At 40.6% G+C, this 24729-nt stretch carries 16 protein-coding genes; 8 read left to right on the forward strand and 8 right to left on the reverse strand.

Going from position 1 to position 24729, the window contains the following annotated elements; translation table 11 throughout:
• Positions 1-73 precede the first annotated feature (73 nt).
• On the forward strand, positions 74-472 hold the full coding sequence (locus NST84_RS03190) for a hypothetical protein (protein ID WP_076140575.1): 399 nt from the start codon (positions 74-76) through the stop codon (positions 470-472).
• 304 nt (positions 473-776) lie between these two features.
• Complete coding sequence (locus NST84_RS03195; RefSeq protein ID WP_256715921.1) at positions 777-5135, forward strand: AAA family ATPase; 4359 nt, start codon at positions 777-779, stop codon at positions 5133-5135.
• A 545-nt stretch (positions 5136-5680) separates the two neighbouring features.
• Here the strand turns inward: NST84_RS03195 and NST84_RS03200 are convergent.
• Complete coding sequence (locus NST84_RS03200; protein ID WP_342564214.1) at positions 5681-6067, reverse strand: hypothetical protein; 387 nt, start codon at positions 6065-6067, stop codon at positions 5681-5683.
• 200 nt (positions 6068-6267) lie between these two features.
• Here NST84_RS03200 and NST84_RS03205 point away from each other — a divergent pair, with 200 nt between their 5' ends.
• From NST84_RS03205 to NST84_RS03220, 4 genes are all read left to right on the forward strand, one after another.
• Positions 6268-7239: a restriction endonuclease gene (locus tag NST84_RS03205; protein ID WP_342564215.1), complete on the forward strand. Its 972-nt coding sequence runs from the start codon at positions 6268-6270 to the stop codon at positions 7237-7239.
• A gap of 306 nt (positions 7240-7545) precedes the next feature.
• Positions 7546-9111, forward strand: coding sequence for a DUF6119 family protein (locus NST84_RS03210; protein WP_342564216.1), 1566 nt, complete (start codon positions 7546-7548; stop codon positions 9109-9111).
• Between the two features lie 64 nt (positions 9112-9175).
• Positions 9176-9490 (forward strand): hypothetical protein, encoded by a 315-nt coding sequence (locus tag NST84_RS03215; RefSeq protein WP_342564217.1) that lies wholly within the window; start codon positions 9176-9178, stop codon positions 9488-9490.
• A gap of 63 nt (positions 9491-9553) precedes the next feature.
• On the forward strand, positions 9554-10315 hold the full coding sequence (locus tag NST84_RS03220) for a hypothetical protein (RefSeq protein ID WP_342564218.1): 762 nt from the start codon (positions 9554-9556) through the stop codon (positions 10313-10315).
• Positions 10316-10550: 235 nt separating this feature from the next.
• On the opposite strand, the gene NST84_RS03225 is transcribed toward NST84_RS03220, so the two are convergent.
• Positions 10551-11729 (reverse strand): site-specific integrase, encoded by a 1179-nt coding sequence (locus tag NST84_RS03225; protein WP_342564219.1) that lies wholly within the window; start codon positions 11727-11729, stop codon positions 10551-10553.
• A 214-nt stretch (positions 11730-11943) separates the two neighbouring features.
• Entirely contained in the window at positions 11944-15957 is a 4014-nt protein-coding gene (locus NST84_RS03230) for a reverse transcriptase domain-containing protein (protein WP_342564220.1), read from the reverse strand.
• 168 nt (positions 15958-16125) lie between these two features.
• On the opposite strand from NST84_RS03230, the gene NST84_RS03235 reads away from it, so the two are divergent.
• On the forward strand, positions 16126-17493 hold the full coding sequence (locus NST84_RS03235) for a hypothetical protein (protein ID WP_342564221.1): 1368 nt from the start codon (positions 16126-16128) through the stop codon (positions 17491-17493).
• Positions 17494-17712: 219 nt separating this feature from the next.
• On the opposite strand, the gene NST84_RS03240 is transcribed toward NST84_RS03235, so the two are convergent.
• The 4 genes from NST84_RS03240 to NST84_RS03255 form a co-directional block, all read right to left on the reverse strand.
• Positions 17713-18642, reverse strand: coding sequence for a site-specific integrase (locus NST84_RS03240; RefSeq protein WP_342564222.1), 930 nt, complete (start codon positions 18640-18642; stop codon positions 17713-17715).
• 17 nt (positions 18643-18659) lie between these two features.
• The gene (locus NST84_RS03245; RefSeq protein ID WP_342564223.1) at positions 18660-19760 is read right to left on the reverse strand and encodes a tyrosine-type recombinase/integrase; all 1101 of its coding nucleotides are present in this window, start codon (positions 19758-19760) and stop codon (positions 18660-18662) included.
• 14 nt (positions 19761-19774) lie between these two features.
• Complete coding sequence (locus NST84_RS03250) at positions 19775-21265, reverse strand: tyrosine-type recombinase/integrase (protein WP_342564224.1); 1491 nt, start codon at positions 21263-21265, stop codon at positions 19775-19777.
• A 117-nt stretch (positions 21266-21382) separates the two neighbouring features.
• A complete protein-coding gene (locus NST84_RS03255) occupies positions 21383-22240 on the reverse strand; it encodes a hypothetical protein (RefSeq protein ID WP_342564225.1) in 858 nt (285 codons plus the stop codon).
• Between the two features lie 454 nt (positions 22241-22694).
• On the opposite strand from NST84_RS03255, the gene NST84_RS03260 reads away from it, so the two are divergent.
• Positions 22695-23024, forward strand: coding sequence for a helix-turn-helix domain-containing protein (locus tag NST84_RS03260; protein ID WP_342564226.1), 330 nt, complete (start codon positions 22695-22697; stop codon positions 23022-23024).
• Between the two features lie 972 nt (positions 23025-23996).
• On the opposite strand, the gene NST84_RS03265 is transcribed toward NST84_RS03260, so the two are convergent.
• Entirely contained in the window at positions 23997-24332 is a 336-nt protein-coding gene (locus NST84_RS03265) for a hypothetical protein (protein ID WP_342564227.1), read from the reverse strand.
• Positions 24333-24729: the final 397 nt, after the last annotated feature.

Genomic DNA, 24729 nt, shown 5'->3' on the forward strand with positions numbered 1-24729 from the left:
TTTTGGAGGACTTTACGCTCCTATCATTTGTCTATGTTGTTTAGATAAAGCGAAATGATAGGAGACTTTTTATATGGAGACGACCAAGAGGCTTCTATTAATATTGGTGGCTTCTAGCGATGAAGAATTCTTTATGCGTAAGGACAAAAGAATGATGACAAGGAAAAGTAGGAAATTAGCAATAATGTTATTGATTATCCTTTTTATAATAGGAGGTATTTCGGGAAGCGTAGAATTTGGCGGCATATCGACTGTTGCAGCCGCTACAAACATCTCCGGTCAAGATGGAATTGGGTATAGTGGCTCCATTCTTGGGGATGAAGTGTTAGGAAGAACATTTACTGGATATCAGGCATGGCCAAGCGGATTTATAAAAGGATCTTCTGCCTTTGCCGGCGGTGTCTATGACGGAACTAACACAAGGTCGAAGCGGGAATCGGTTCGAACCGGAGTCGGAGGCCACACGGGCTGAGGAGGCGGTACTTATATTACGGTTGCTTCAACAGAAATAGTCAGGCGAATGCATGTGTTTTTGCCAATAGTTTCGCTGAGCTGAACCCTATAAGGCACCCGGACCGGGTGTCTTTTTTTCGTGCGCCCATAGTATATTTGAGTTAACTTACAGGGGGGGAATTAAAACTAATGGACTCCAAAAGCATCATAGATTAATATTTATAATAAACTTATCTTCCTAACCAAAGAGATCAGGACCTTTCGAACCATCTATAACTCAAAACTTAACTTATATTTTAGGTAGGTGCGTACGATTGTCGGCTATGATTAAGAAACTAAAAGATTACATAAAGGAGCCTCCTATAGAGATTGAAGGCTTCATTGAGCTCTCCATCCCATTGACGGAATTGGTGCTCCGTGAGCATCAAGAGAATGGGATGATCGGATGCTTGAGCCCCGTTAACATCAGTATTCAATGGGATGAAAAGACGGCGCGCATGATAAAGATCGGGGTAGGTAATGCTGCTTATCGGTCTCCTGAGCAATCAGGACGGATTAATCGTGTGCCGGATGAACGCAGCGATCTATACGCAGTAGGCGTTATTTTTTATGAGCTGTTCACCGGACAACTGCCTTTTCTTCCTGAAGACGGTGAAGATTGGAGTACTGTACATATTAGCAGGAAGCCTCAGCTTCATAATCGGTTGGAGGGAGAAGGGCCGCTGCAAAATATTTTGATGAAGTTACTTGCCAAATCTCCGGAGGATCGGTACCAGAGCGCTTACGGGTTACTTGAGGATCTGAAGTGGTGTCGGGACATGCTGAATAAACAAGGATCGCTGACGCCCTTCGAAGTAGGCCGCCTAGACCAAATTCGTTCGCTAGGTCGAACCGATAATTGGTACGGGCGCAGCGCTGTAGTAGAGCAAGTGGAGGCCAAACTTGAGCAGGCGGCTCAAGGGATGAGCGTATTTTCATGGGTGAGCGGCCAGGAGGGCATTGGCAAAACGACGCTCGTTCGCAGATTACAGTTAAAGGTCGCTCGGCGTGGAGGCATGTTTGTTGAAGGGAGAGCAGAACCTCTTCAGCAAACTGCACCGTATGAACCGATTCTTCAAGCTTTGCGACAATGGGTGGATCAGCTGTGGAGCGAGCCGGCAGATGTCATTTCACAGCTTAAAATAAAGCTGCAGGCGGAGTTTGGACGAGATGTGAGGGAAATCGTCACTATTTTGCCCGAGATTCATTCGCTGTTTGGAACCGAGACGGAGGTATCGGCTGCCGTGGACGAAGAAAATGGCTGGGATCGTGCCAGAGATCATCTGCCACATCTCATGCAATGCATGGCCGAATGCAAGCCCCCGCTTGTCCTGTTTATTGATAACCTGGAATGGGCCGACCATGGAACGCATGCGGTACTTGACTCCCTTGTGAAGCATACGGTACCCGGTTTGTTCCTGATTGGAACGAGCCGGATGACAGTTGAGCAAGCTCCCACTTTGGGAGAACCTAATTCGAATCACTTCCCAGAGATTACCTGGTTAGTTGAGAGATGGCGTACCAATTCGGAGGAAATAGTGGCCCTCCTGCCACTGACATACGAAGAGGTGAGCCAATATGTCTCCGATGCCTTGCATGAAAATTCTGCTCGTATTCGTCTTCTGGCCAGATCTGTCTATAATCAAAGCGGTGGTAACCCTCGGGCGATACGTCTGATACTAGAAGGCTGGCTGCAAGAGAAAAAACTCAGCTTTGACGATAATAGGCATCAGTGGTCATGGGATCCGGAAGTCATCCGGCAAATGGGCGATCCAGAAGCTCACCTCCGTCTGATGGAGGTGAGCTTCACTAAGCTATCGAACGATACAAAGCAGCTTCTAGCCATGGCTGCCGCGATTGGCTCTGCTTTCCGATTGTCGATTCTTGCCAAAGCATGCGACATGGTGCCGGATGCCGCTTTCCATGGGCTACAAGAGGTAGAGGCAGAAGGAATCATCTATCGTGAGGATGAGCAGGAAGACAGACAGGATCGAATCTATTTGTTCGTCCATGAGTTCATTCACCGAATGGCATATGATTTCGATTCAGGCCGCAACGCGGACAGGCACCGTAGGATCGGGCAACTGCTACAGCGCAGCTTTCCCAATTGGAGTGATAATACGACGCTGACGGCAATTGATCACTTGAACCTAGCCGCATCGGTTCTGTCAGGGCAAGAGGCTCGGCAGCTGATTGAGCATAATCTTCAAGCGGGAAAAAAGGCATTAGCTGATGGGCGCTATGTAAAAGGGAAAGAATATGCGGAGAATGGGATTCGCCTATTAACGGAATACAAAGAGCTCGAATCGGGCGAGCTCAATGTTCAACTGCAGTTGGTGTTAGCATGGACGGAGTATATGGGCGGACAACCCGACCGGGCGAGAGTACTATTATCGGATTTAAATAAGAACACCAAGGGGATGAGCCGATCGAAGCGTTCTCGCATATGGGTGCCCTTGATTCAATTTTACGCGTTTGTGGACAATGAGGCGGTAATTGCAATCGGAAAAGAAGCGCTGGAGGCTTATGGATGGAAGCTTCAGGAGAATAGCTCCTTGTTGTCCATCGCCAAGGAAGTGACTCGGACAGGGCTTATGTTGTATCGAAAACGCAATAAGTCTTATCTGTTGTCCGACGCTCTTGATGAAGAGCATACGGAGTTAAGCCTGTTATTAGTGCAACTATTTTTCCCTCTCTTTATGCATGACGCCAGAGCGCTGCTGGAATTGTATGCTCGGTTTATCCGTTACGGGCTTCAGAAAGGGTTAAATGAGTCACTTGCCGTCATGATCGGAGGATACGAGCTGATCATACAGAGGGTGCTTCCAAACTGTGTTCAAGCGCCTTCAATCACCGAACGGGTAATTTTGGAAATGGGTAATGTCTCCAAGTTCAGGAACCAACATTCAATTAATTTTGCGATTGGAATGTTTAAGCAAATGGACAAGCCATCGGATGCTTTCATCATGATGTATAAGTCGATGCGCCAAGGGGTAGAGAGCAGAGAAAGAGATTTCGCCAATCTGGCCCTGATTACCTGTCTCGTGACGTACAGCGGTGACCTGGATACTTTAAAGGAACTACTCCAGTATTATGAGGAGAATATGCGACAGTTCGCCAATGACAAGACACAGGAAATAGTACGAATCGCAGAGAGCTACGTGTTAGCACTGCAGGACGAATCCAAGAGGGAAGACTCCATTTCCACTCCGCAGCCTCCGTCAAGCGGCACTTCGAAGCAACAGGAAGTGGATAACTATGATTGTGTCTGCAGGCTAGAAGTGGCCTACTTGTCGGGTAATTATGAGGACGCGTTGTACTGGGCGAAGCAGGCAAGGCAGAACGAGCTGTCACTGGATTGGACAAGAATTCGCAAGCACCGCTTTTATGAGAGTTTGAGCTTAACCGCTATATTTTTGGAGAAAAACGAGGAAGAACGCAAGCAGATACGGCAAGTTATACGTCGTCAATTACGTAAAATGAAAAGCTGGCGAGGATTTCTAGGCAAGACGTCCTCCGCATATCTGCTAATGAAAGCGGAGGACGAACGAATGGCTGGAAATCCGATGGCTGCGGTACACGGATATATGGCTGCGATTGGGCAGGCAAGAGCTGAGAAATACGCTTTATTAGAAGGGATCGCCTGCGAACGGCTTGCAATCTGCTATAAAGATGACTTAAGTAGCGGGTCCGGTGCAATGATTAACATGATGGATGCCTGTGCCGCTTTCGCTGAATGGGGTATCACCTCCAAGGTAGCCCAAATCAAAGGTAAATATGCCGATCTGTTGGTTTACCCAGCTGCCAGGCAGCATGAGGAGCAGATCTTGGGGCAGGAAGTGGAAAGCGACCGTAAGCGCATGGACATGCCACAGCTGAATACTTCAGTGGAAGGCAGGAAGGAGGCGAGGGAAGGTGAGTATGAGCTTGTGCGACAACTCATTGAGGGGGTTAGCAAGCCGAAGCAGACTAACTGGATGACAAGTCTGCTGGAAGCAGCGCTTCGCCAGTCTGGCGCCGATTGGGGTCTCTTGTTGAGCCGCCAAGGGGAGAGGTTTGCTATTGAAGCAGGCGGATCAGATCGGTCGGATAAGCAAACGGTATCCGGATTGTATGCAGAGAGCGTCTTGAGTCATACTGCGTTGACAGGTAAGCCGCTAATTCTCTATGATGCGATTCGGAGTTTTTGGGTGAAGGATTATTATATTGAAGCACAGCAGCCCAGATCGATATTGTGTCTGCCGATCGCGGTTCCGGGTGATCAAGCTTCCTATTTACTCTACTTGGAAAATCGGCAATTACCAGGTGTGTTTACGGATCGGGACGTACAGGTGTTAGAGCTTATCGCGACGCGGATGATCTATGTCGAGCTGCTGGAGGGCGAAGTTGGAAGTGCCGTAGAAAATATCTCGTTGCCTGTCCCAAGTCCCGATCAAACGGAGCTGAGTGATCCACTGACCGACCGGGAGTACGAAATCTTAATAAACATTACAGAAGGGCTATCGAACCGAGAGATTGGCGAGCGGCTCGGTATTGCTGAAACGACGGTCAAGACGCATGTATCGAGAATCATCGGCAAGCTTGGTGTGAAGCGCCGGGGTCAAGCCGTTGTCCGTGCCAGGGAGCTGCGATTGATAGAGTGACGAACAAGGAAGCGAGCCTTTAAGGGGCTCTTCTTTTCGTTTTTTTTGAGGTGTACGGTCTGGAATATCTTGAAGTAGAGTCGGATAGATGGAAGTGATCCCTGTTAAATCCTTTGGCGAAGCCGGCCGTCAGCTGTCGGGAAAGAGTATCCACTTCGCGTGCCCTTAAAATTTCGCCTTTAGAGTGTTACGGGGAACCGTATCATAAATGAAGCGGAAAAATCGTCATTAAACGTTTACAGGACGAGGGACGGGGCTTCCGGGTTCTTGAGGAAGGAGCAGTATTGTGTCACTCAAACCGGACATCCCCGGATTAATTTACCCAGTAGATATAAAAAGGCATGGATTCTTTAAGCCATTTAATACGTGGTGAAAGGTTCAAATAAGTGTTGAAACCGTCAGGCATAGCTACAGCTAGATTAACATCAGGATTCTCCCCATGGTAGAGAACAAGATCGAATACCGCACCTGAAAACCAATGTCTTGCTTAAACGTTGGAACTCTTATCAGGATAACCCTTCACGCTGACCTATAGTTCCTTTCCTTCATGAGAAACGGCAATAATCTTTACCGGCTACTTTAGTTGAAGTATCTGCAACACTGCGGATTGAAAAACCGTTTAAAGCTAGGTGGGTTACCACTTTGCTTTGTACATTGCCTTCCCAATACCAAGATTGATTCAACGTAGGTGCTGATTCTTCAGTGTCAAAAAAAAACTTTAATTGAAGCAGGGGCAGATAATCGGTTAGTTGTTTTTTTCGATGACACTTGTTACATATCCCTCGTTGTCGACAAACAATCGCTGCTTCTGCAAGTGATCGACACTGTGTATATACGGTTTGTCCCGGCTTCACTCCAGAGGCTAAAGAAAGGCAGTCATCGTATAAATCAAGATTTGTAAGCGCTTCTAATATATCTCGCTTATTGGACATCCGATTCACTCCATAACTTTATGTAATTTATACCATAACTAATGTTGATTGCCCTGTTGCAGTCACAGAATTGACAGAGCTAGATTAACGACTTATATTGTGGAGGGGCCTTGAACTACTCTTGTTGAGTAGTGAAAGTCATTTAGCATAATCAAATAATAAATTTATGTAAATACAAAAGCCTAAGGTGATGAGTGAAAATGAAACATAGTATTATATATCACTACCCTCCAGAACTACTTAACCTATTAATTGATACAATCCCTCTTTTGAACCGTTCTAAGAAAGACGTTGTTATGTTCTTCAAAGGTGCTGGTGTTGAAGATGATCTGATGATTGATATTGCAAGAACAGTACAGTTCAACCCTCAAAGCATAAACAAGTACGAAATTACACGAATCATTTTATCCCGCTTAAACGAAAAAGGAGAAGCAAATCTTAGAGAACGCCGAGAGATTCTGAAGAGAATTGTTGAATTTGAGAGTTTTGAATCATGTTGGGATTCTGATCGATTAAAAGCTAAAGGACTTGTTCATGAAATTCGGCAAGTAATTAATGTAAAAGATACCTTTACGCGTATGAAAAATGAAAAAGAGAAATTTGAACAGAACAGTCGTGAAGAGTATTTAAAGAAGGTTGAAGATGCAAATAAAATTACCCAAGCTAAAGCCTTATTTAATGAAGAAATTAGCAAACTCTATTTTATGGAAAATCGTCAAAAGAGAGGTAAACTATTTGAAGACGTTTTGAACCGACTATTTAAATCGTTCGGTATATTGGTTAAGGAAGCATTTACACTCAACGGTAATAACAATGAAGGCATTGTCGAGCAAATTGATGGGGTAATTGAACTTGATGGCCAAATATACCTTGTTGAAATGAAGTGGTGGGGAGACGCTGTAGGAAGAGAAGAAATTGCTAGCCATTTATCCAGAATCTTTATACGCGGCGAAGCAAAAGGGATATTCATTTCAGTAAATGGCTTTACTGCTCCCGCCATCAAATTATCCCAAGATGCATTAAGTAAAGCATTTATAGTATTATGTGACCTAAACGAAATATTAAAAATGCTTACAAACACTGGTGACTTAAAAAATCTATTTAAACAGAAGATTCAGAAAGCAATTATTGAAAAAGACCCTTATTGTGCATACAACCCTGATAATGAATAAATGAGAGTCCCGCATCTACTGAAGCGGGACTTTTTGTATTAATTTCGTTTTGTTTTACTATAAAAAGAAAGTACTATACTCAACCTACATTTTCTTCATTAATCGAAGAAAAGCATTTTTCCTGTTCGAAACGTTATATTTTATAGTATGAGGTTTACGGAGTCCAACAATTCATCGGTTAATCATAATAAATGAGGAATTTGATTATAGAAAACGCAGACCCTTTTTCGTCAAATTTTGTAAAGACAGTTGGATCAGAAGGAAGTAAAATATAGGTAAATAATCCTATTTAAAAGAGGTGATTAAATGAAGCTGTCTATTTACTTGCTTAATGAAGATGTGAAGGATTTCAAGCAGGTAATACAACGAAAATATCTGTCTGGAAAGAATCCTTTTGTTGAATTACCTAAAATGGGGAAATTGAGCTATGAATGTATTGCCTTTGTACAGAGTAACAAAGTTAAAGCTCCTAAATGGCTAGATTTTGTGGGTAAGAACTTTGACTTATCAAATTTTGCATTACTGAATGCCTCAAACTCTTTCTTGATTGTTCTGAGAGTAAAGAGTCGTATATTTGCTGTGCCCTTTGGGTTTGCCTATAGCGCTCTTGAAAGGTCAAGAATAGAACAGGGTTTTGGCATGCGAGTTACTTTAAATGAGATAGACCCCGAACGTATAGAAACGCTAGATACAAGGAATATTGATTTGGTTACCAAGCAAAGAAGAACGCATGTGACGGTGGGAAGTAAGGTTTCCGAATTTGGTTTGAATCAAAATATTGATTGGATTAGATACGTAAGCGGTAAACCAACGACAAAAGAATTTGCATCTAAACTTTCAGGTTCGGACTCCTTAGCAATTACTACAGACACAACCATTAATGAACTTGGTGAACTCTGTGAAGAACTCTTAGAAAAATTTCAGGCAACTACATACAAAAAGCATTTTGAGTTTATAGATTATCTTCGTCCATTAAAGCGTACAGATTCGAAAGTTCAAAAACTAAACATGGAATTAGAAGGATATTTAGATAAAAGATCGACTCAAAAAGTCACTGTCGCATTACCTGAAATTCCTGAGTCCAATATTGATCATTATAAAATTTTCATAGGAGCTCGTAACAGCAAATTGTCTGATGTAACATTGGAAAGGTTTTATGATTTTTTGGATGATAATCCTGATATTAATGATTATCTTGATAAAGTACATATTATTGGTTTAGACAGTGAGGGAGCGCCTGTAACCGCTAAGTATAAAATGCGAGAATTTATAGTGGCAGAAATAGCGAATTCTTCAGAAACCTTTGTATTATCACTGGGGAACTGGTTTCAGGTAGACAATGAGTATGTCAGAATGATTAAAGAAACAGTTAGAAGTATTCCTGATATGACAAATATTTTAAAATTACCTGCTATAAAGGTGGGGGAAAAGGAGGGGGAGTATAACGAAAGGGTTGGTAAAATTAAAAACTGGCTTCTTTTTGACAAGGAACTTCTTTACTTTAGTTCTAATGAGAAATATGAGATATGTGATCTTCTAACTAAGGAAATGCAGTACTTATGTGTTAAGAAAATGTATAGCTCTGCAACTCTCAGCCATCTCTTCGCACAAGGAAGCGTTTCTGCAAGGCTTCTAAGAGGGGACCCTAGGGTAGAAAAGAAAGTGGAAGAGGCATACAGTATAAAGTGGTCTAAACAGGATTTTTTGGCCCATGATGTTCCTGAGTTTATTTATGTGATACCTACAACTAAAGAAGGTGCTCTTAGTGAATGTTTATTCTTTTTTAGTCTTATAAATTTGGTTGATCATGTGCGCTCAATAAAAGAGGTAGGCTATAGGGTTTCACTTTGCAAGGTCGAATATGAAAATTGATTCAACTAATAAATATATATCAATAAAGTAACAGCGGAAATCCAACTAAACACTGGAGGTTAACATGAATAAGAAAGACTCAGAGGAAATTATAAGATTAGCTAGAGAAGGAAAGCATATTTCAAAAATATGGTCAGAACATTTTCATGAATATGATTATTGGGAAGTTTATATGGAAGCATACGGGGCTGGCGAAAGGAGCTCTGTAGGTGTTAAGAGAATGATAACTGCCAGACTAAATAAACTGGCAGATACTGATTCAAAAGATATTCGTGAAGAACTTACAGAAGAAATCAATGAATTAGTCGTTCATTTATATTCAAGATATAGGGCTAGCCAGCAAAAGCTTGAAAAGGTAAGGGAAATTATTAATAATTGATGCAAAATTCAAAGCCTGTGTATAAATAATATACCTAGAAATTTATGTTGAGGGATGGTATTTGTGGACTTTATAACTAGATTAAATGAATTGATTAATGAAGGAAATAGATTGAAAGCTACAGCTGCAGATGATGGGTATATGGGGTTTATTGTCGTTGACTCTTCTTGGTTTAAAGCATGGCAAACAAAGTCTCAACAATGCCTTATGGAATTATTGCAAGCGGACAGCTACTATTTGAAAAGTTTTAATGATCATGTTTCCGATGTTTATGAAAGCAACGTAACAACTGGAATAAGGCTATTAGAAAGCATAAGAGATGAGGCACAAGTAGGTCGAATTGTAGTTAAGCAAGTATTAAAGGAAACACTACCAATAGATAATCTCGAAAATATATTTAATAAATTCCACAGAATAGCAAAACAATTACGCAGTAGGCATAATGAGCGTTCTACATTAGATATTACAGATGAGTATGATGTTCAAGATTTATTACATAGTATCTTGCATCTACATTTTGATGATATTCGTGCTGAAGAATGGACTCCTAGCTATGCAGGCGGAGGTTCTAGAGTCGACTTTGTACTCAAAAATGAAAAGATTATTGTTGAAGTGAAGCGTTCTCGTAAAAGCATGAAGGCAAAGGACTTGGGAGAACAGTTGATTATTGATATTCAAAGATACAAGGTTCATCCAGATTGCAAAACACTTTTATGTTTCGTTTATGATCCAGAAGGTTATATAGCTAACCCTCGTGGAATTGAGAATGATCTTAACAACAAAACAGACAACATGCCAGTTTATGTATTTATTCGTCCAGAGTAATAATATATATACTTTAGGGCTCAATTGCTCTCTGCGAGTAAACAATATCTACAATCCTCAAAGTTAATTCCTGTGATTCATAAGGGAGATATTTTGTCTTGGTTGCTCTGTATATGGGGGATAAGGAACCAGGCTAACATGGACTGAATAAGGCAAAGTTGAAGTGTTCAAAAGGTTAGTGTTACTATCACTAAACAGAAAAAAGAAGACGTCAGAAAATCCTTGCACGTCTTCTTTAGTGTTCTTGTACAGCATCAGATGTAAAAAACGATTCGAACTTATCAGCCGCAGCTTGGTCAGCAGTCCTGAGCGCGTGTCCATATATATTCATAGTTGTGGCGATGCTCCCATGTCCAAGTCGCTCTGAGATAATTTTAGCATGAACGCCCTGGTTAATCAGAATTGTGGCTGAGGTATGCCGGAGATCATGAAACCGAATGTACCGAAAGCCATTCTTCTTTATAAATTGTCTAAACCAAAGGTAGGGACGTTCATGATGAAAAGGTTGTCCATCGGGATGTGAGAACATAAAAAACCAATTTCCGTTATACCATGAATCGCCGACATCATTTCGCTCTTGCGTTCTATAAGCGTAGTATTCCTTTAGCTCCTTTAACATGGAACTTGGCAACGCTACTTTCCGAATAGATTTTTTTGTTTTGGGGGATTTGACGATGACTTCACCCTTAAGAGCATGAATCATAGATTGTGACACATCCAAAATCCCATTGTTGAAATCAAGGTGCTTCCATTCCAGCCCGAGTAATTCGCCCCGCCGTAATCCAGTTATAAGAGCCAAAGTTACCATAACCCTCCAGTGATATGGCTCTCTTTGCAACGCTCGAAGCATTTGTTCTACCTCTGTTTCATTGTAGGGAACTATCTCTTTTGCATTGACCTTAGGTTTCTGCACATCGGTAACTGGATTTCGCTTAATAATTCTCCATTCCACTGCACGTTTGAGTATGTTTTTTAAGATTCGGTGTTGAATTTCGATTGTTCCAGAAGCTAAGCTTCCTGATTTTTTATCTCCACGGCTACCGTTCTTTTCGAGCTGATTCAGAAAATTTAAAATGTGAAGTGGTTTGATTTCCTCAAGCTTTAGATGTTGAAAGTATGGAAGAATTCGAGTCTTAAGATTAGAGTCATAAGTGTATAGAGTCTTGTATGCCAAATGCTTTAAGGCATATTTATCCCTCCATTCTTCTACGAACGTCCCAAAGGTTAGTTTCTGAGGAGACACATATTCATCCGCTTCCACTTCCATCCGAAATTTAGCATATTCGATTTCTACTTCTCGTTTTGTTCGACAATGAACGGTCTTTGTGAAACGAATGTATTTTCCTCTAGCGTCTTTACCAGCATTAACTGTTAAGAACCATGAATTATCTCCACGTTTTTGGATATTAGCCAACTCAAAACACCTTCTACAATGGATTTTTAATAATATTCATTATATCCATTTATGAAGAAGTGAGACCTTAGGCGTTGACTGATTAGCATAATAACTCAATCATATCACTTAAACTATGCTACAGTTGATACTACATAGAGGAGCAAAACACACCGCCCAATTTAAGACGGTGTGTTCATGAAAAATTATTTGGGCATATGTAACTCTGTCTATTTCATACTCGCCCTCGATAACCAGCTGGGGGTGTCTTACGTTGAGGTGGAGTCGGTGGTTGGTTAACGGATTTAAAAATAGAAGCATCGATCTCGAACATGCTGACAGCTACCTGATTATTTCCATGTACATGAGCAATTTGCCGTGCATGTTTTGTTAGAGGGGCCTGTACAGTCGATCCTCCAAACTCTCCGGAATTAGCTAGGATAACAGGTTGGTACATGTGATAGTGTAAAGCGCCCACCATGTTATCAAACGTATTTACATCTTGATTCATTGCAGCGATAACAAAAACATCAGATATATCCCTCAAATCGGCTACTAAGCTGAGATCTGTGGCATCATAACAAATTGCTCCCGCCAAACGAGTCCTCCCAATCTCCTCATTACCAAACTCAACAATTACTTGATACGGTCGGTAGCCCTGTACGTTTAAATCCTGCTCTGATTTGGTCATATGCTGCTTACCCTGGTAAACCAGCGTGAACTCACGTCCCGTAAGACGTTCTGTACGAAGTAACCACAGTGCCTGATTTCGAACTTCATTCGTCTGCGCCGATTGAATGAACGTCATTCCTGCATAAATATTAGCTCCTGTTGCATCCGACAAACCACGCAAAAGGTCCAAATCGTCTGGATGAATTGTTAACTCAGGGAAGACAATCAAGTCCATATCTTGCTTTTTACTGACTTCTCTGCTTACCGTCATGGAGGCAGAATGCTTCGCTTTAATATGACTGTTTACTAAATTACACATAGAAGCAATATGGTTGCGGTGGCGAGCGCGGAAAGATGGCGTCCAGTGTAATGGGTCTTGTACGCAAAAGTCGTCATTACCTGGTAACAAAGGCTGTACAATAGCGACTCTCAAATTTCTATTCTCAGGTTTAGCTCGGGTGAAAGAAGGAATGATGTAGAAAGGTGTGTCTGACAAATTACCATAAATCTGTCTTTGGGCGTCAATTCTCTTTTCAATAATGAACAGGAGGTCACCGATATTTCTGATGGAATCAATGTCTGGAATATGCCCGTCTATTGTTCTAACTCCTGGCCATTGTAGCAAGCGGAACAGTAATTCCGTAACCCATGGCGATAAAGGGCTTGGTTCACCTAATAAACCTTTAACATGATTGTTCATTCCCAATCGTCGTGTATACCAGGTGGAGCGCAATCCTCGATAGGAGTGAAGCTGATCCCTCATCAGATATGTTTGTGCCGTGAAATCATATTCACCTGTTATGCAGGATCTAAGGATTTGGCCTAAATTGTACATCCAGCTAAACTCTTTCTTGACCCAAGATGGTATGTAATACAATTCACTCGTTGATATATCTCCACCTATGGCTACTTCTAGGAACTTCTCTTCTTTAATTTTTCCGGGATTCTGAATGCTGTTCCAGTCTTTGCACTTTACAGTAATTGAATTTATTGAGAGGGTGCTCGTGAGTAGAGCATGTGCTTCCTTATCTTTTAAGATAGTACGGGCAAGCATTAACAAAGCGTTTTCTTGCTTAAAGGGATTTCGGTTCCCTTTAGTTATACGTAGCAACGATAAGTCTGAGTTATTAGTCAACTTGATTTCACCAGAGTTAGAAATCTTTTGCGCCTGCCTAATTTCCGGTGGTATAACATTTCTCCATGTTGCTGAGCGAATTCGTGTAGACTTAAGAATATGATCCATCAAATCCGGTCTATTATAAAACAACTTGTACAATGCTTCTTTACGCTTACTATCATCTAAATTTTGGTCATTCAACAATGAGATAAACCAACTACTGAATCTAACTGGACTGGGATGAACTTGCTGTGCGACTAGAGATACAGTAACGACTTCCGTTAAATTCTCATTTGTTGCATTCAACTTAAATTGACCGACTTCTTTCAACATCTTATGGTGCTTTAGAATTTTAATCTCTGAATTCTTAGCATTAATTGTGTACGAAAAGATGCCTATTGTAGATAGGAAAAGTATCGCTTGCTGTTTTACATACCATGGGTTAGATGACCGATGTTTTAACAACTTTGTCGCAAACTCTCCGAGCGCATCACGGAAGCAAGAAATGTCTGCTGATTCAGGATATATCCGTTCATTCTTATAGCCTATCGTTGTAGCGGCCGCTTGAAACAAATCGGCTGCTACATATTCCGCAACTTTAATTTCACGAGTGCACTCAATTGTACTTATATCTGGCGCAAATAGCTTAGTCTCTAATGCTTCGATTACAACCTCAAGCAATGAAGCATCAGGATACAGATCAAATGCACATCGAAGCAGCAACGTCAAAGATGGATTTTCGGCCCAACTGGCTATTAGCTTGCGCGCAATGGATTCAAATTCATGATCCAGTAATTGACCAGCCTTTACGTTACCATATCCGTCATCACTATTTGCAATCAGCTCTTCTAGGTCTGTCATGGTACGCTTCATTCGCAAAGAGTGCACTACACGAGTTGCAGCAAATCGCTTCAGTGTATCATCCCGAACGTCCACATGTGTAGCAGTGACCCGAGATAACTCCAAGCTATTTCTGGTTTTTCCCCGCTCATCGGATTCATGATATTCGGTCAAATGGAATAACCCATCCAAGGTTCCTATCGTCTGTTGAATCGTGTCTTGGTCAGGTGTTCCGCTAATAGATTGCTGGATTTGGTTCATAACAGCCGATAAATGATAGCCAGGAGCAAGTTGATGAAAAGGTAGTACCTTCGTTTTGTCTTTATTGATCGTTAGCGTGGCATCTTCAGTACTCACTCCAATTCTTTTCTGGTGCTCCTTCAGCTTCTTATCGATCCATTTTTCAAATATATCTTTAACTTTGTTAACTTTCTTTTCACCAATTACTTCTACGACTAGACGAATGTCATCGACATAACGGCAATAATCACGAATAATAAACGACTCTTTACTATTTTCTCGGTTAATTTCTTGCCCAATCATTCTGTCGAAACCGATTAAGTAAGCATTTGCTAAAAAACCACTTGCAACAAGCCCTTGCGGTAACCCATTAGGGGCAGATAGGTTTACAGTTTTTTCGGCTACTAGAGCATCTCGCTCGTTCCATTTCCATGAAAAAACTGTTTCGACGGTTTCCCAAAAGCCCGTTGTGCTCTCTAAAAATTCATCTATAGAATGGAGCGTTCCTGTATCATCTCCTTCAACGGGGAAACTTACCTCACTACTAGAGTTAATGTAATACTCCGAGACATAATGGCGAAGTTGATCGATTAGCGCTTTACGGTCAATATGGTTATAAAATCCTTTTAGATCAAAGGATAGGATGAACAGATCGGAAGTTGGAGGAGCGATAGAGGCGTAATACTGAGCCTGGGAGCGCGGACGTTTTAAAAATGTCTGGTAATCGGTATAGTACTGCCGATAGCAGTGAGAGCTCCCCCAGCTAAAACTAGCCAACTTTCGATTATTAGGCGGAGATGTCCAGGTACATTGAAGCCGATTTCCATAGCTGAAGATTTGATTCTTCTGTGCAGTATTAAAATTCGACTCATCTGATGGACCTTGAGCTGTTTCAATAGCATCAGCAAGACACATCATGAGAGCAGAGGCTATCGTCTGGTCTTTTATCGATAAATGAGCCAGTGGGCGTAAAGGCTGCGTGCTCTCAACGCCTGTTAGGCTAGTTTCTTCATTCTCTTCAGGCAGCTCTGTTTCAGAAGTTGAGTCGTCCTTTTTCTTTTCCTCTAATAGTCGTGGGCTCCAAAGGTCGATCCGCAGCTGGTTTATATCAGGTTTGAAAGTCCACTTGCTGTTTTTTGGTGCTAATACAAGCCTCATCTCGCCTGGCTCATAGGTCCAATTCATTATTTCCTTCGACCACTCAATAATTTTTTGCTCTAGATTGATAGTTGAACAATCCAACTCAAGCGGGTCAGCATACCAATTATGCTTTCGAATGTATGTATGTGTTTTTTTCCAAGCCTCTGCTAATACGACCATATCCCCCAAATAACTAAGTAAGGGGTACAATTTATCGTAATTTTCCTTAATAATCGACATTATGATTTCTCCTGTCCATGACGTTAGAAGTATACCTAATACCTTATCCCTATTACTTCTATTTTACCACATATAGACAATACTCTTGTATTCCTTGTATTATCACTTATAGGTTATTATTTCTACAATTAATCAATAAATGATATAAAAACAGGAGGAAAGTAGACGATGAATATAAACGAGCGTCTTTTACTGCATTTTCGTAATGGAAATGGGGCTGCGAGGTATTTAAGGAACCGCATTATGAACTTCGACAAGTTGCTGGTCGACTTTTTCAGCGCACGCTCCGACATCAAGCGGGTTATCTTTGGGGAAAAAGTAGCGGAGAAAGTACTAGAAACAATGGAGTACACAGAAATCTTAGGCTTACGTAAAGAAGTTGCTAGTCTGGAAATCAAACGTATTATAAATTATGGAAAACAGAACGATCACACGGCCCATACAGTATATTTGTTTTTACTCGGTATCTGGATGTATGATAATGTTTCTGATCTTCGCGAGGCGATTAATTCCAAAATAAATAGCAATCAAAAAGAAAAAATGTTTGTATTCCAGTGGACGCTTGCCGCTTTGTTACATGATATTGGATATCTCTTTTACGAAAGTCGGATGGTTGGCAACGAAACAGCTAACGTATTCCCAGACTCTAGTAAAGAAGAACAACTTCAAGCATTCCGGGTATTTGGGGTTTATTACGATAAATTCTTTAGAGACGCATTTGAAGGGGAATTCGATGATTTTTCGTGGGTAAAAGATGAAGTTGAGCTTAATGTTGCGAAAGACACTCTTAGAGAGATTTGGAATCAATTTGAGAAAAAGTTTATACAAATTAATACTCGTCATGTTGAAACACCAATGGCGATAATTGAAGAGCTCTCAAGGGTTCCTTGGTTGAAAGTACTCGGTATAGAACCAGTATCCGGAAAAGGAGATTCTGGGTTTGATTATCTCATTTCGCCAACGGTGAAAGAAGATCTGGTCAGAAACGCTGAGAAGATAGCAAGTTTTGGGTACGGAAACGAAAAAGAGGATCCTCGAGTCGATCACGCAATTGCCAGCGGTTTAATGTTGTTACAATACACCTCCATATGGTACTGGCTTTCCGCTGAACTTGAGAAAAAAGTTGATGTTAAGAGTCCAGAGGATAAGAAATATAAAGAACTATACCATAACTTATATACTAACTATCAGTATCCTGTTAAAGTTTTGACTGATTACGTGATACCGGCTTGCCGAACGGTAATCTATCACAACATGAATGATAAAGAATCTATTAAGCTTGAAAATGAGCCGTTGTTGTATTTGGCGATTTTATGTGATGAATTGCAGGTATGGGATAGATTTATCTCTGGTAGTGCTCACCTTAAGGCTTGGGACAATGCAGAGACCCACTGCATGGCAGAGAATGTTATGGCTGATGCGGAGGGGGATGAGTCCTTTGTCTCATTCGGTTTTGAATATAGTCGCTATCGTCACAAAGTCAAAAGTACGTTAGACAAACGACTGAGTGGTTGGAAAAAATATGTGAAACTATAGGAAAAAGCTATAGTAATTTCGGAACGAGTTTTCTCAATTGCTACTTAAGAGAAACTGATCGTCGGTAGACGATCAGTTTTTTATTGTTTTATCAGCCTCTAAAATAAATAGAGATGATTTTGGAGAAATAATGTTATCTAATAGAGGACCGCCTTGGTGTAAGATATTGGCGTATAAGCGATCTAGGTCCTGCATTATGAAAGAAGATACACCCTCTCTTCATGTGTCCTCAAGAATCTTAGTTAAATCACTCAGTGGAGGTACATAACGAAGCGTGGTTCCTATATTTTTATGTCGCATCTGATGCTGGATATCGATGATGCTCATGCCGCCAGTCTGCATCAAATATCCTGCTGTTCGTCTAAGATCATGTGGCCGAATATGTCTGCCAAGGCCTGCATCTTGTGCTAACTCAGATAGTATCCGTTTAATCTTATCGACGGTCATGATTTTTCCTTGTTGATGGAATAGATATTCATCCCCCTGATTCGCATATTTAAGATATTCAGGATGTTGGATGTACCGTTCAAGTTCTACTGTGAGATCCTGAGGGAGGGCGACAGGTCGTTTCTCGGTTTTTTGTGCATCAAACACGTGGACGATCCGTGTATTCAATTGTACCCGTTTCCGCTTTAGGTAACGGACCTCTGAAAGTCGAAGACCCGTGATCAGCATGAACCAGAGAAACACAAATTCTTGACGGTAGAACGGGCTTCTATGCAACGCAGATTGTAGAAGGGCAAGACACTCTGCTTTCGACAAGGCCGTGTTTTGAATGGGGGACTCGAATTTTGGCCTAGGATATCCAAGCAGTGGGTTATGTTGAATCAGATCCGCCTCATACAGGAATTCAAAGAAACATCGTAACACGGTAATGGTAGCTGCGAGATTCATATTCGACATATTTTCATGATGTTTTAAGTCCATAAAAAAACGATCAAAGACCTGTCGTTGAATGGGGAGGAATCTGCCGGGATGCTCACGACTGGCATGAAATTGATCAAAATCAAGTGCTCCTTCAAAACCATTGTCGAGTAAGAAGGTTTCGAATTTTTTGATTACGCTTATATATTTTTGTTTGGTTGAACTTCTTAATGTGAAATTGTTGCTCCAGATCTGGAAGTAGGCGGACTGAAGTAAAAAAGCCATAGGGATCGCCTCCTGATTCAAAAGAGATCGCTTGCTTTAAGCTGAGCGAGGGGATGCTGGTCGATTGCTTTAACCAGCATACTATCAAACAATTTTAAATAAACCTCCGTGGAGCTCAGCCACGAATGTCTCATTAGTTCCTTAATCGTGTATAGATTTACACCGGATTCAAGCAGATAGAGTGCAAAGGAATGCCGCAAAGAGTGTACGGAAAGCTTATAAGGTTTTTTGTCGGATTCGGGTATAGAGGTTGCTTGATCAATCAAGGCAGTAAACATCTTCTGAACCGTACTTTCGTGTAAAGGGGATTTTCCACTATCGTCCGAAAAAATATATCGTTCCAGATAATCTTGCGCGTCTTTCACGCCATGGTAACGAAAGCTCACGTATTTACTCAGTATTTCAAGGGAGGATTTGGTTATTTTGCTAGGCTGTTTGTATCCTTTTTTTCCTTTTCCACGTACAAGGATCTCTTGCCGGGATGAAACAATATCACCAATCTGTAGATGTAACAATTCACTCAGCCGAATACCGGAACCTAAAAAGGTCCATAAAATGGTGAAATTTCGGTGCGCTTCGCGACCAAGCCTAACAAGGCATAGTAGCTCATCCAACTGTTCCTTGGCAAATGCACGTGGCTCACGGTTTTGATCTATTTCCACCGAGAGGGTTCGTTTGAGTTTCCGGATATCCTGGTTGAAGAAATGAGTAAAAACCTCTCCTAGAAAACTTCTTAAAAAAGCAGCTTTTTTGTTGCGTGTATTCAGTTTTTGAACAGGGGCTAGATAGTCGTTTAAAAAGGCTGCAGAAGAAATCTCCTTGATGTTTGGGTTTGCTCCTTTTGAGCGTTCGCAATACCGTAAGAACAAATTCATTTCATAGCGATATGCCTGTTGCGAGGTTTTTGCTAAGCTCTGAAACGCATCACTCTCGTAATAATGGAGAACCGCAACATCCAGCAGAACCGATTCCTTCATTTTTATCGCATCAGCATGGTTTTGAGGAGACAGGCGCTGCAGCATGCGTTTAAACGCATCTGGTCCGTATTGATCCGCCAGTTGGAGTAGGTTTTCTTCAAAAGCAATATCATTGGCTATCGTATCATCAAATATAGGCATAACGTACCTCCTCCTTACTCATATTTGAGCAGATCAATTTGACTAATCATGTGCTGATCTCGGTGTGCCATATGCATGTATAGCCCTACGGTATCCAGCATTCGTACACGGGCTAATTCTTTTATCGCTTGAGGAAGGACGCCCTTGTATGCAAGACGCGTAATAAACATATGGCGAAAGATATGAACGCCACCTGGAAACGGCCAACCGGTAATCATCGCATAAAGAATGAAATATTCATATACCTCGTGTTTAATCGTAGAGATACTTTGTCCCATGATGTAGGTTGTCTTCGGCTGTGTGTGAAGCTCTTGTAAAAGGGAATAGAGCTTTCCAACGAGAGGTAAAACGTGACTCTTCTTGCCTTTACTGTGGATGACGATCGTTCGTGTTCCTAAATTAATATCACTCCATTTGATATGCGCTACTTCCGATAAGCGTAACCCCAGATGGAACATCAATCGGTACCCAATCTCTTCACGGACAGGATTTCTTGCGTATTGCGCCACCACATGAAAGAATGCTTCGATTTGCTGATCCGTTGGAAGTTCACGAGGGCTGTATCGGGGGGCCTTTATGGAGTAGAAGCGCTGTAAGGGGGCCTCATAGCCAAATTTCTCATGCAAAAAGCGATAGAATAAGCGTATGGCATATATACTGTGTGCAAATGAGATTCGGCTGTTGCCATCATCCCTTACGAGCCTTAGTTTGTAGGTGCGGTACATCAGCAAATGTTCATTTTGGATTTGGAAAATTGAGATCGTATCTGGACTTGTTGTCCTAAACATCTGGACATTTGCACAAAGCCAAACCAAGAGTTGGTGTACGTGGGTAGCTGTATTCCGAATATATTTACGAGATAGTCCTTTTTCTTCCATATGTATTTGGAGGTTGAGGATTCTCGGATGCATTCGTGACTCTTTGTCTGATGCTTTAACGAATGGGAAGTCTTTATCTAATATTCCGTTATGAATGGATTTTCGCATTAAAAAGTGGAATAGAGTTGACGTGACCCCATCCTTCGCTAGTTGTTCAAAACCCTGGTGAAGGGTTTTGGGATCAAGCAAGTGTCTATCTTCAATTTGAGAAGGAGCGATCTCAAAAAGCTTCGCAGTGTGAAGCACAAGATTGTGAGTAAGTTGGAATTTTCTGAAAAAGTTATGCGGTGTATTGTGCATCCTACGACGTAAATATTCTCGTAATAAACTTTGAGGGATTTCAGGTTGCACTCTGTTTTCCCATATCCAATTATTGATCCCTTCTGCACCCAGATACGTGTTGCCCTCGATAGGTTGAATTTCAGGTATCCGTTGTTTGGCATACAGCATAAGTTCCACCTTCTCACGCGTGACTTTTCTAATATCATGATCGTCACTGAGCGTGGGAAACATACCCTGAACGTCAAGAATCTTTTCGGCAAAAGAAAAATTCTGCCGAAAAGATTCTTGGGTCTCATCAGTTTTCGACTGCTCGTTCTTCGTGATTAAGTGGTTTTCATGATCCATTTGTTTAAGGCCTCCATATTTGATCTTTACCTTTATGATGGCCATGAATGAAGTGAACTTTATAATTTCTCAGTTAGACTGAGAAAGCCGTCTCCGGAAGGAGACGGCTTATTATGGCTACCTTAGTTGACAGTGGACTGTAGCATCTCTAAATGTCTTGAACTCTGTAATAAAGCCCTTATAGTCTTGCTCCCGGCCCACTTTTGGCATCATGATCCAAAGGGATCTCATTTTTGATCTAAATGGGATGTAGGTTCTTATCACATCGTTTGCTAATGGAAATGCGTCAAGGATGCGTTTTTGTAAAGCTTTGTCCAGTACGGGCTCGTGGTAGAGATGGAACTCGAAGTAATCCATTTCAGGATAAGTGGTAACCCAGCGTCCGGTTACAGGAGGCAGTTCTAGTGGAAATAGCTCCTGAGGGTTTAAAATGACAAAACCCGCAATGCTCTTTACTTGGTTTCTCTCAGTAAATAGATCCTTAATGTGAATTTTTTTTGCAACTGCTGGGTCGAAGTACTCTGCTGGTGTAGAGTATGAAAATTCCTCAGGATTATTTTTGTTAACCAATTGCCAAGGATGATTAAGTAAAATGGAAAGTTGGAATGGTCTAGGCCAATGTGGCATTCCAGATGAATTAAATAAGTTATGTGCCGCGCCTGCTCTTATAGCAGAATACCCAAGTGCTTCTGCTACATCAGGCTCTGAAAGATTAAATAATCTTCTGCAGAGTGTGCGTCTAAAATAAAGGTCTGAATCATTCATGAGTAAATGCCAAAGCTCAATGGAGTTTTGTAATGCCAACACATCTACATAATCCAACTGACATAACTTGCGTTTTGTTGATTTTAATTTTGCTTGTAGACGTTTTAAATCACTTTCATTCTCTAGCTTGTGCATTATTGAAAAATACTCATCTACAAGAGAACGAATATGACTTTGATAGACGCCATCATATTTGATGGTAGGGTTCATAGTATCACCACTAACCATATTAATGCATTTTCGTTAGCATTATAGAAACTCTCAGTTGAACTGAGAGATTGGAACCAATGTATTGAATGGGGGAAACTGATAATAAGACACCTCCGAAGTACTGTTGTTGAAAAGACTCTTGAGTTGATTAGAGGGAAAAATGATTGTGTAGTTCATCGGATTTGCTTGAATATTTTATATCTGTAAGTCCTAGGTAGAACTTAGGAATGCTGAAGTGAGTTAATACCTAACAGCTACATTACTAAAACTACAATTAGAAAAACAAAGATGTTAAAACTCCAAAGATTAAGCATTCCGGCAATAACACGTCTATACGGAATCATATCAAGTCGGAATCTGTATCCTTAAAAAACTCTAAGCAAAAACGTCAATCACTGTTACTACAACTTTATGTAAAGTTTTGAATTAAACAATACTATTGGAGGTGAACTTTATGAAAGAATATGAATTATTACGAATTCAATTATTAAAAACACTAGTACAAATGGAAGAGAAGCTTATAGGTGTCGAGAAGAAAAAGCTTCAATTTTATGATACTGTTGAAAGTAGAGATGAGAATTTAATCTTTCGCCAAAACAGTCCTCAGCAGCAAGCTATAATGTCTGTATCTGAGTTGTCTGAGTATCTCGGTGTCTCTACAGACTGTATTTATACAATGGTACGTGAAAATCAAATTCCCTTTATAAGAGTACGAAGACGAATATTATTTGCCAGAGAGTCAATTAATGAATGGATTCACATTAACACCCCATATTCTGAATAACGGTTTAACGTTAATTAGTCTCATTTACTTCCAAAATGAGAGGGAAAAACCACCACGAAAAACCACCACAAAAAAACCCTCCGATTCGGATGGATTTGACTGTGGTGGTTGATCACTTAAGATTACTGTATGATTAAAATTCAAACAAGCGGTAAATAATTCCTAGTTTTAAGGAATTGGTTTTTATAACCTCTACCTCGAAGTTACAATGGTGCAAGGCCCTGACGTCCGGGTTGGTCATTATCATGTACATCGCCATTAATTAGAGAAAGTGTCGCAGACGTGGAAGGCCCATCTGCCCTAATTATTGACAAGTATATAGCATAGAACGTATTATTAGGTTAACTGAATACAAAAAAAGCGGAAAGCATCCGTAAACAGGCGAAAGCCTTGTTTATGGATGCTTTTTCTATTGAGGGGACTTTTAATATGATATCACGAGTTAGAATAACTACAGATTTACAAATCGAAAATTATATTTTTTGTAAAAAACGAGTGGAGGTATGGATAGGTGAAGATATGGTGTATTATGGTAGAATATTTTCTTTTACCTCGGAATCTATTACCGTTCGTGATGGGAATCTCTATTTGCGTGAATGTTGTTCAATTAAATCAAGATACACATATCTTGAAGTAGTAGGGAATTAATTATATGAAAACCTATCATTAAAATCTCTAAATTTATGCCGACTATTGTTCGAAGAAAATAAAGTATTAGATTGACGTTGTTGATTTGACGCGGTTTTTTGGTTGCAAAATCGTCAGGTATTGAGAAATGAGTTTTAGACTTATCAAACAAGTGAGTGAAACTAAAAGCCAGTAATGAAAAATAAAGCATTAGACTGGAAAAATCAATAATTTTAGTCTGCTACTTCATGTTTCATTTTTATTAAGGGGAACTAAATCGACCATCGCCTGTTTCAACCAGAATTGATAGTGAAAAAAATTAAAAGATAGATCGACTCAAAAATGTCAGGATCGATGCGAAAGCAGCTCCGTCTCATCATCGACCAATACGACATCATCGGCTTCGATAGCTGCTTTTGCGCCTTTAGAAACCATACGTTTGTAAAAGGAAGGGACCATATCTACAATGAATAGCTTGTAGCCATAAGCGTTAGCTACAGTTAGGATTTCATGGAGCAAACCAAATCCGTAACCCTTATTATGCTCTGTGATGGGAATGAAAATATTAGACAGGTGAAGTTGCTTAGTTCGGTGAGAGATACCCAACTGGAGAACAAGAGTTTCAGTAAGTTTATCCTTAGTTTGTTGAACTTCCACTCTCAGCGTTTCATCATAATCCATAGAACCAAAATAGGTTACATCGTGAGAATACATTTTTTTTAAAAGGGGAGATAGAAAAGTTTTAAATATGAAAATGGAATAGATCCTTAAAAGTAACCAAGCATTTCAATGAATTTATATCAAAGAGCCGGAGAACAATCTCAAGGCTTTTTGTTTTGTCTTTTTCTATAGAATTACGTGATGATTATTAGATTCCAAGTTTATTCAAATATCTATATTTTCATGCTATTTGTTATGGTAAAATAATCCTACATAACAAACATGAATTATGGAATTCTAATCACAGGAGACTACATAAATGGGGCAGAGATATATCAACAGAAAAGAATATTAGAAATATTAAAAGAATAAATATTTCTATTTGTAATTTAAGATTGATTCTTAATGATTTCTTAAA

The sequence above is a fragment of the Paenibacillus sp. FSL R7-0345 genome (genome assembly GCF_038595055.1).
Classification (GTDB): Bacteria; Bacillota; Bacilli; order Paenibacillales; family Paenibacillaceae; genus Paenibacillus_AQ.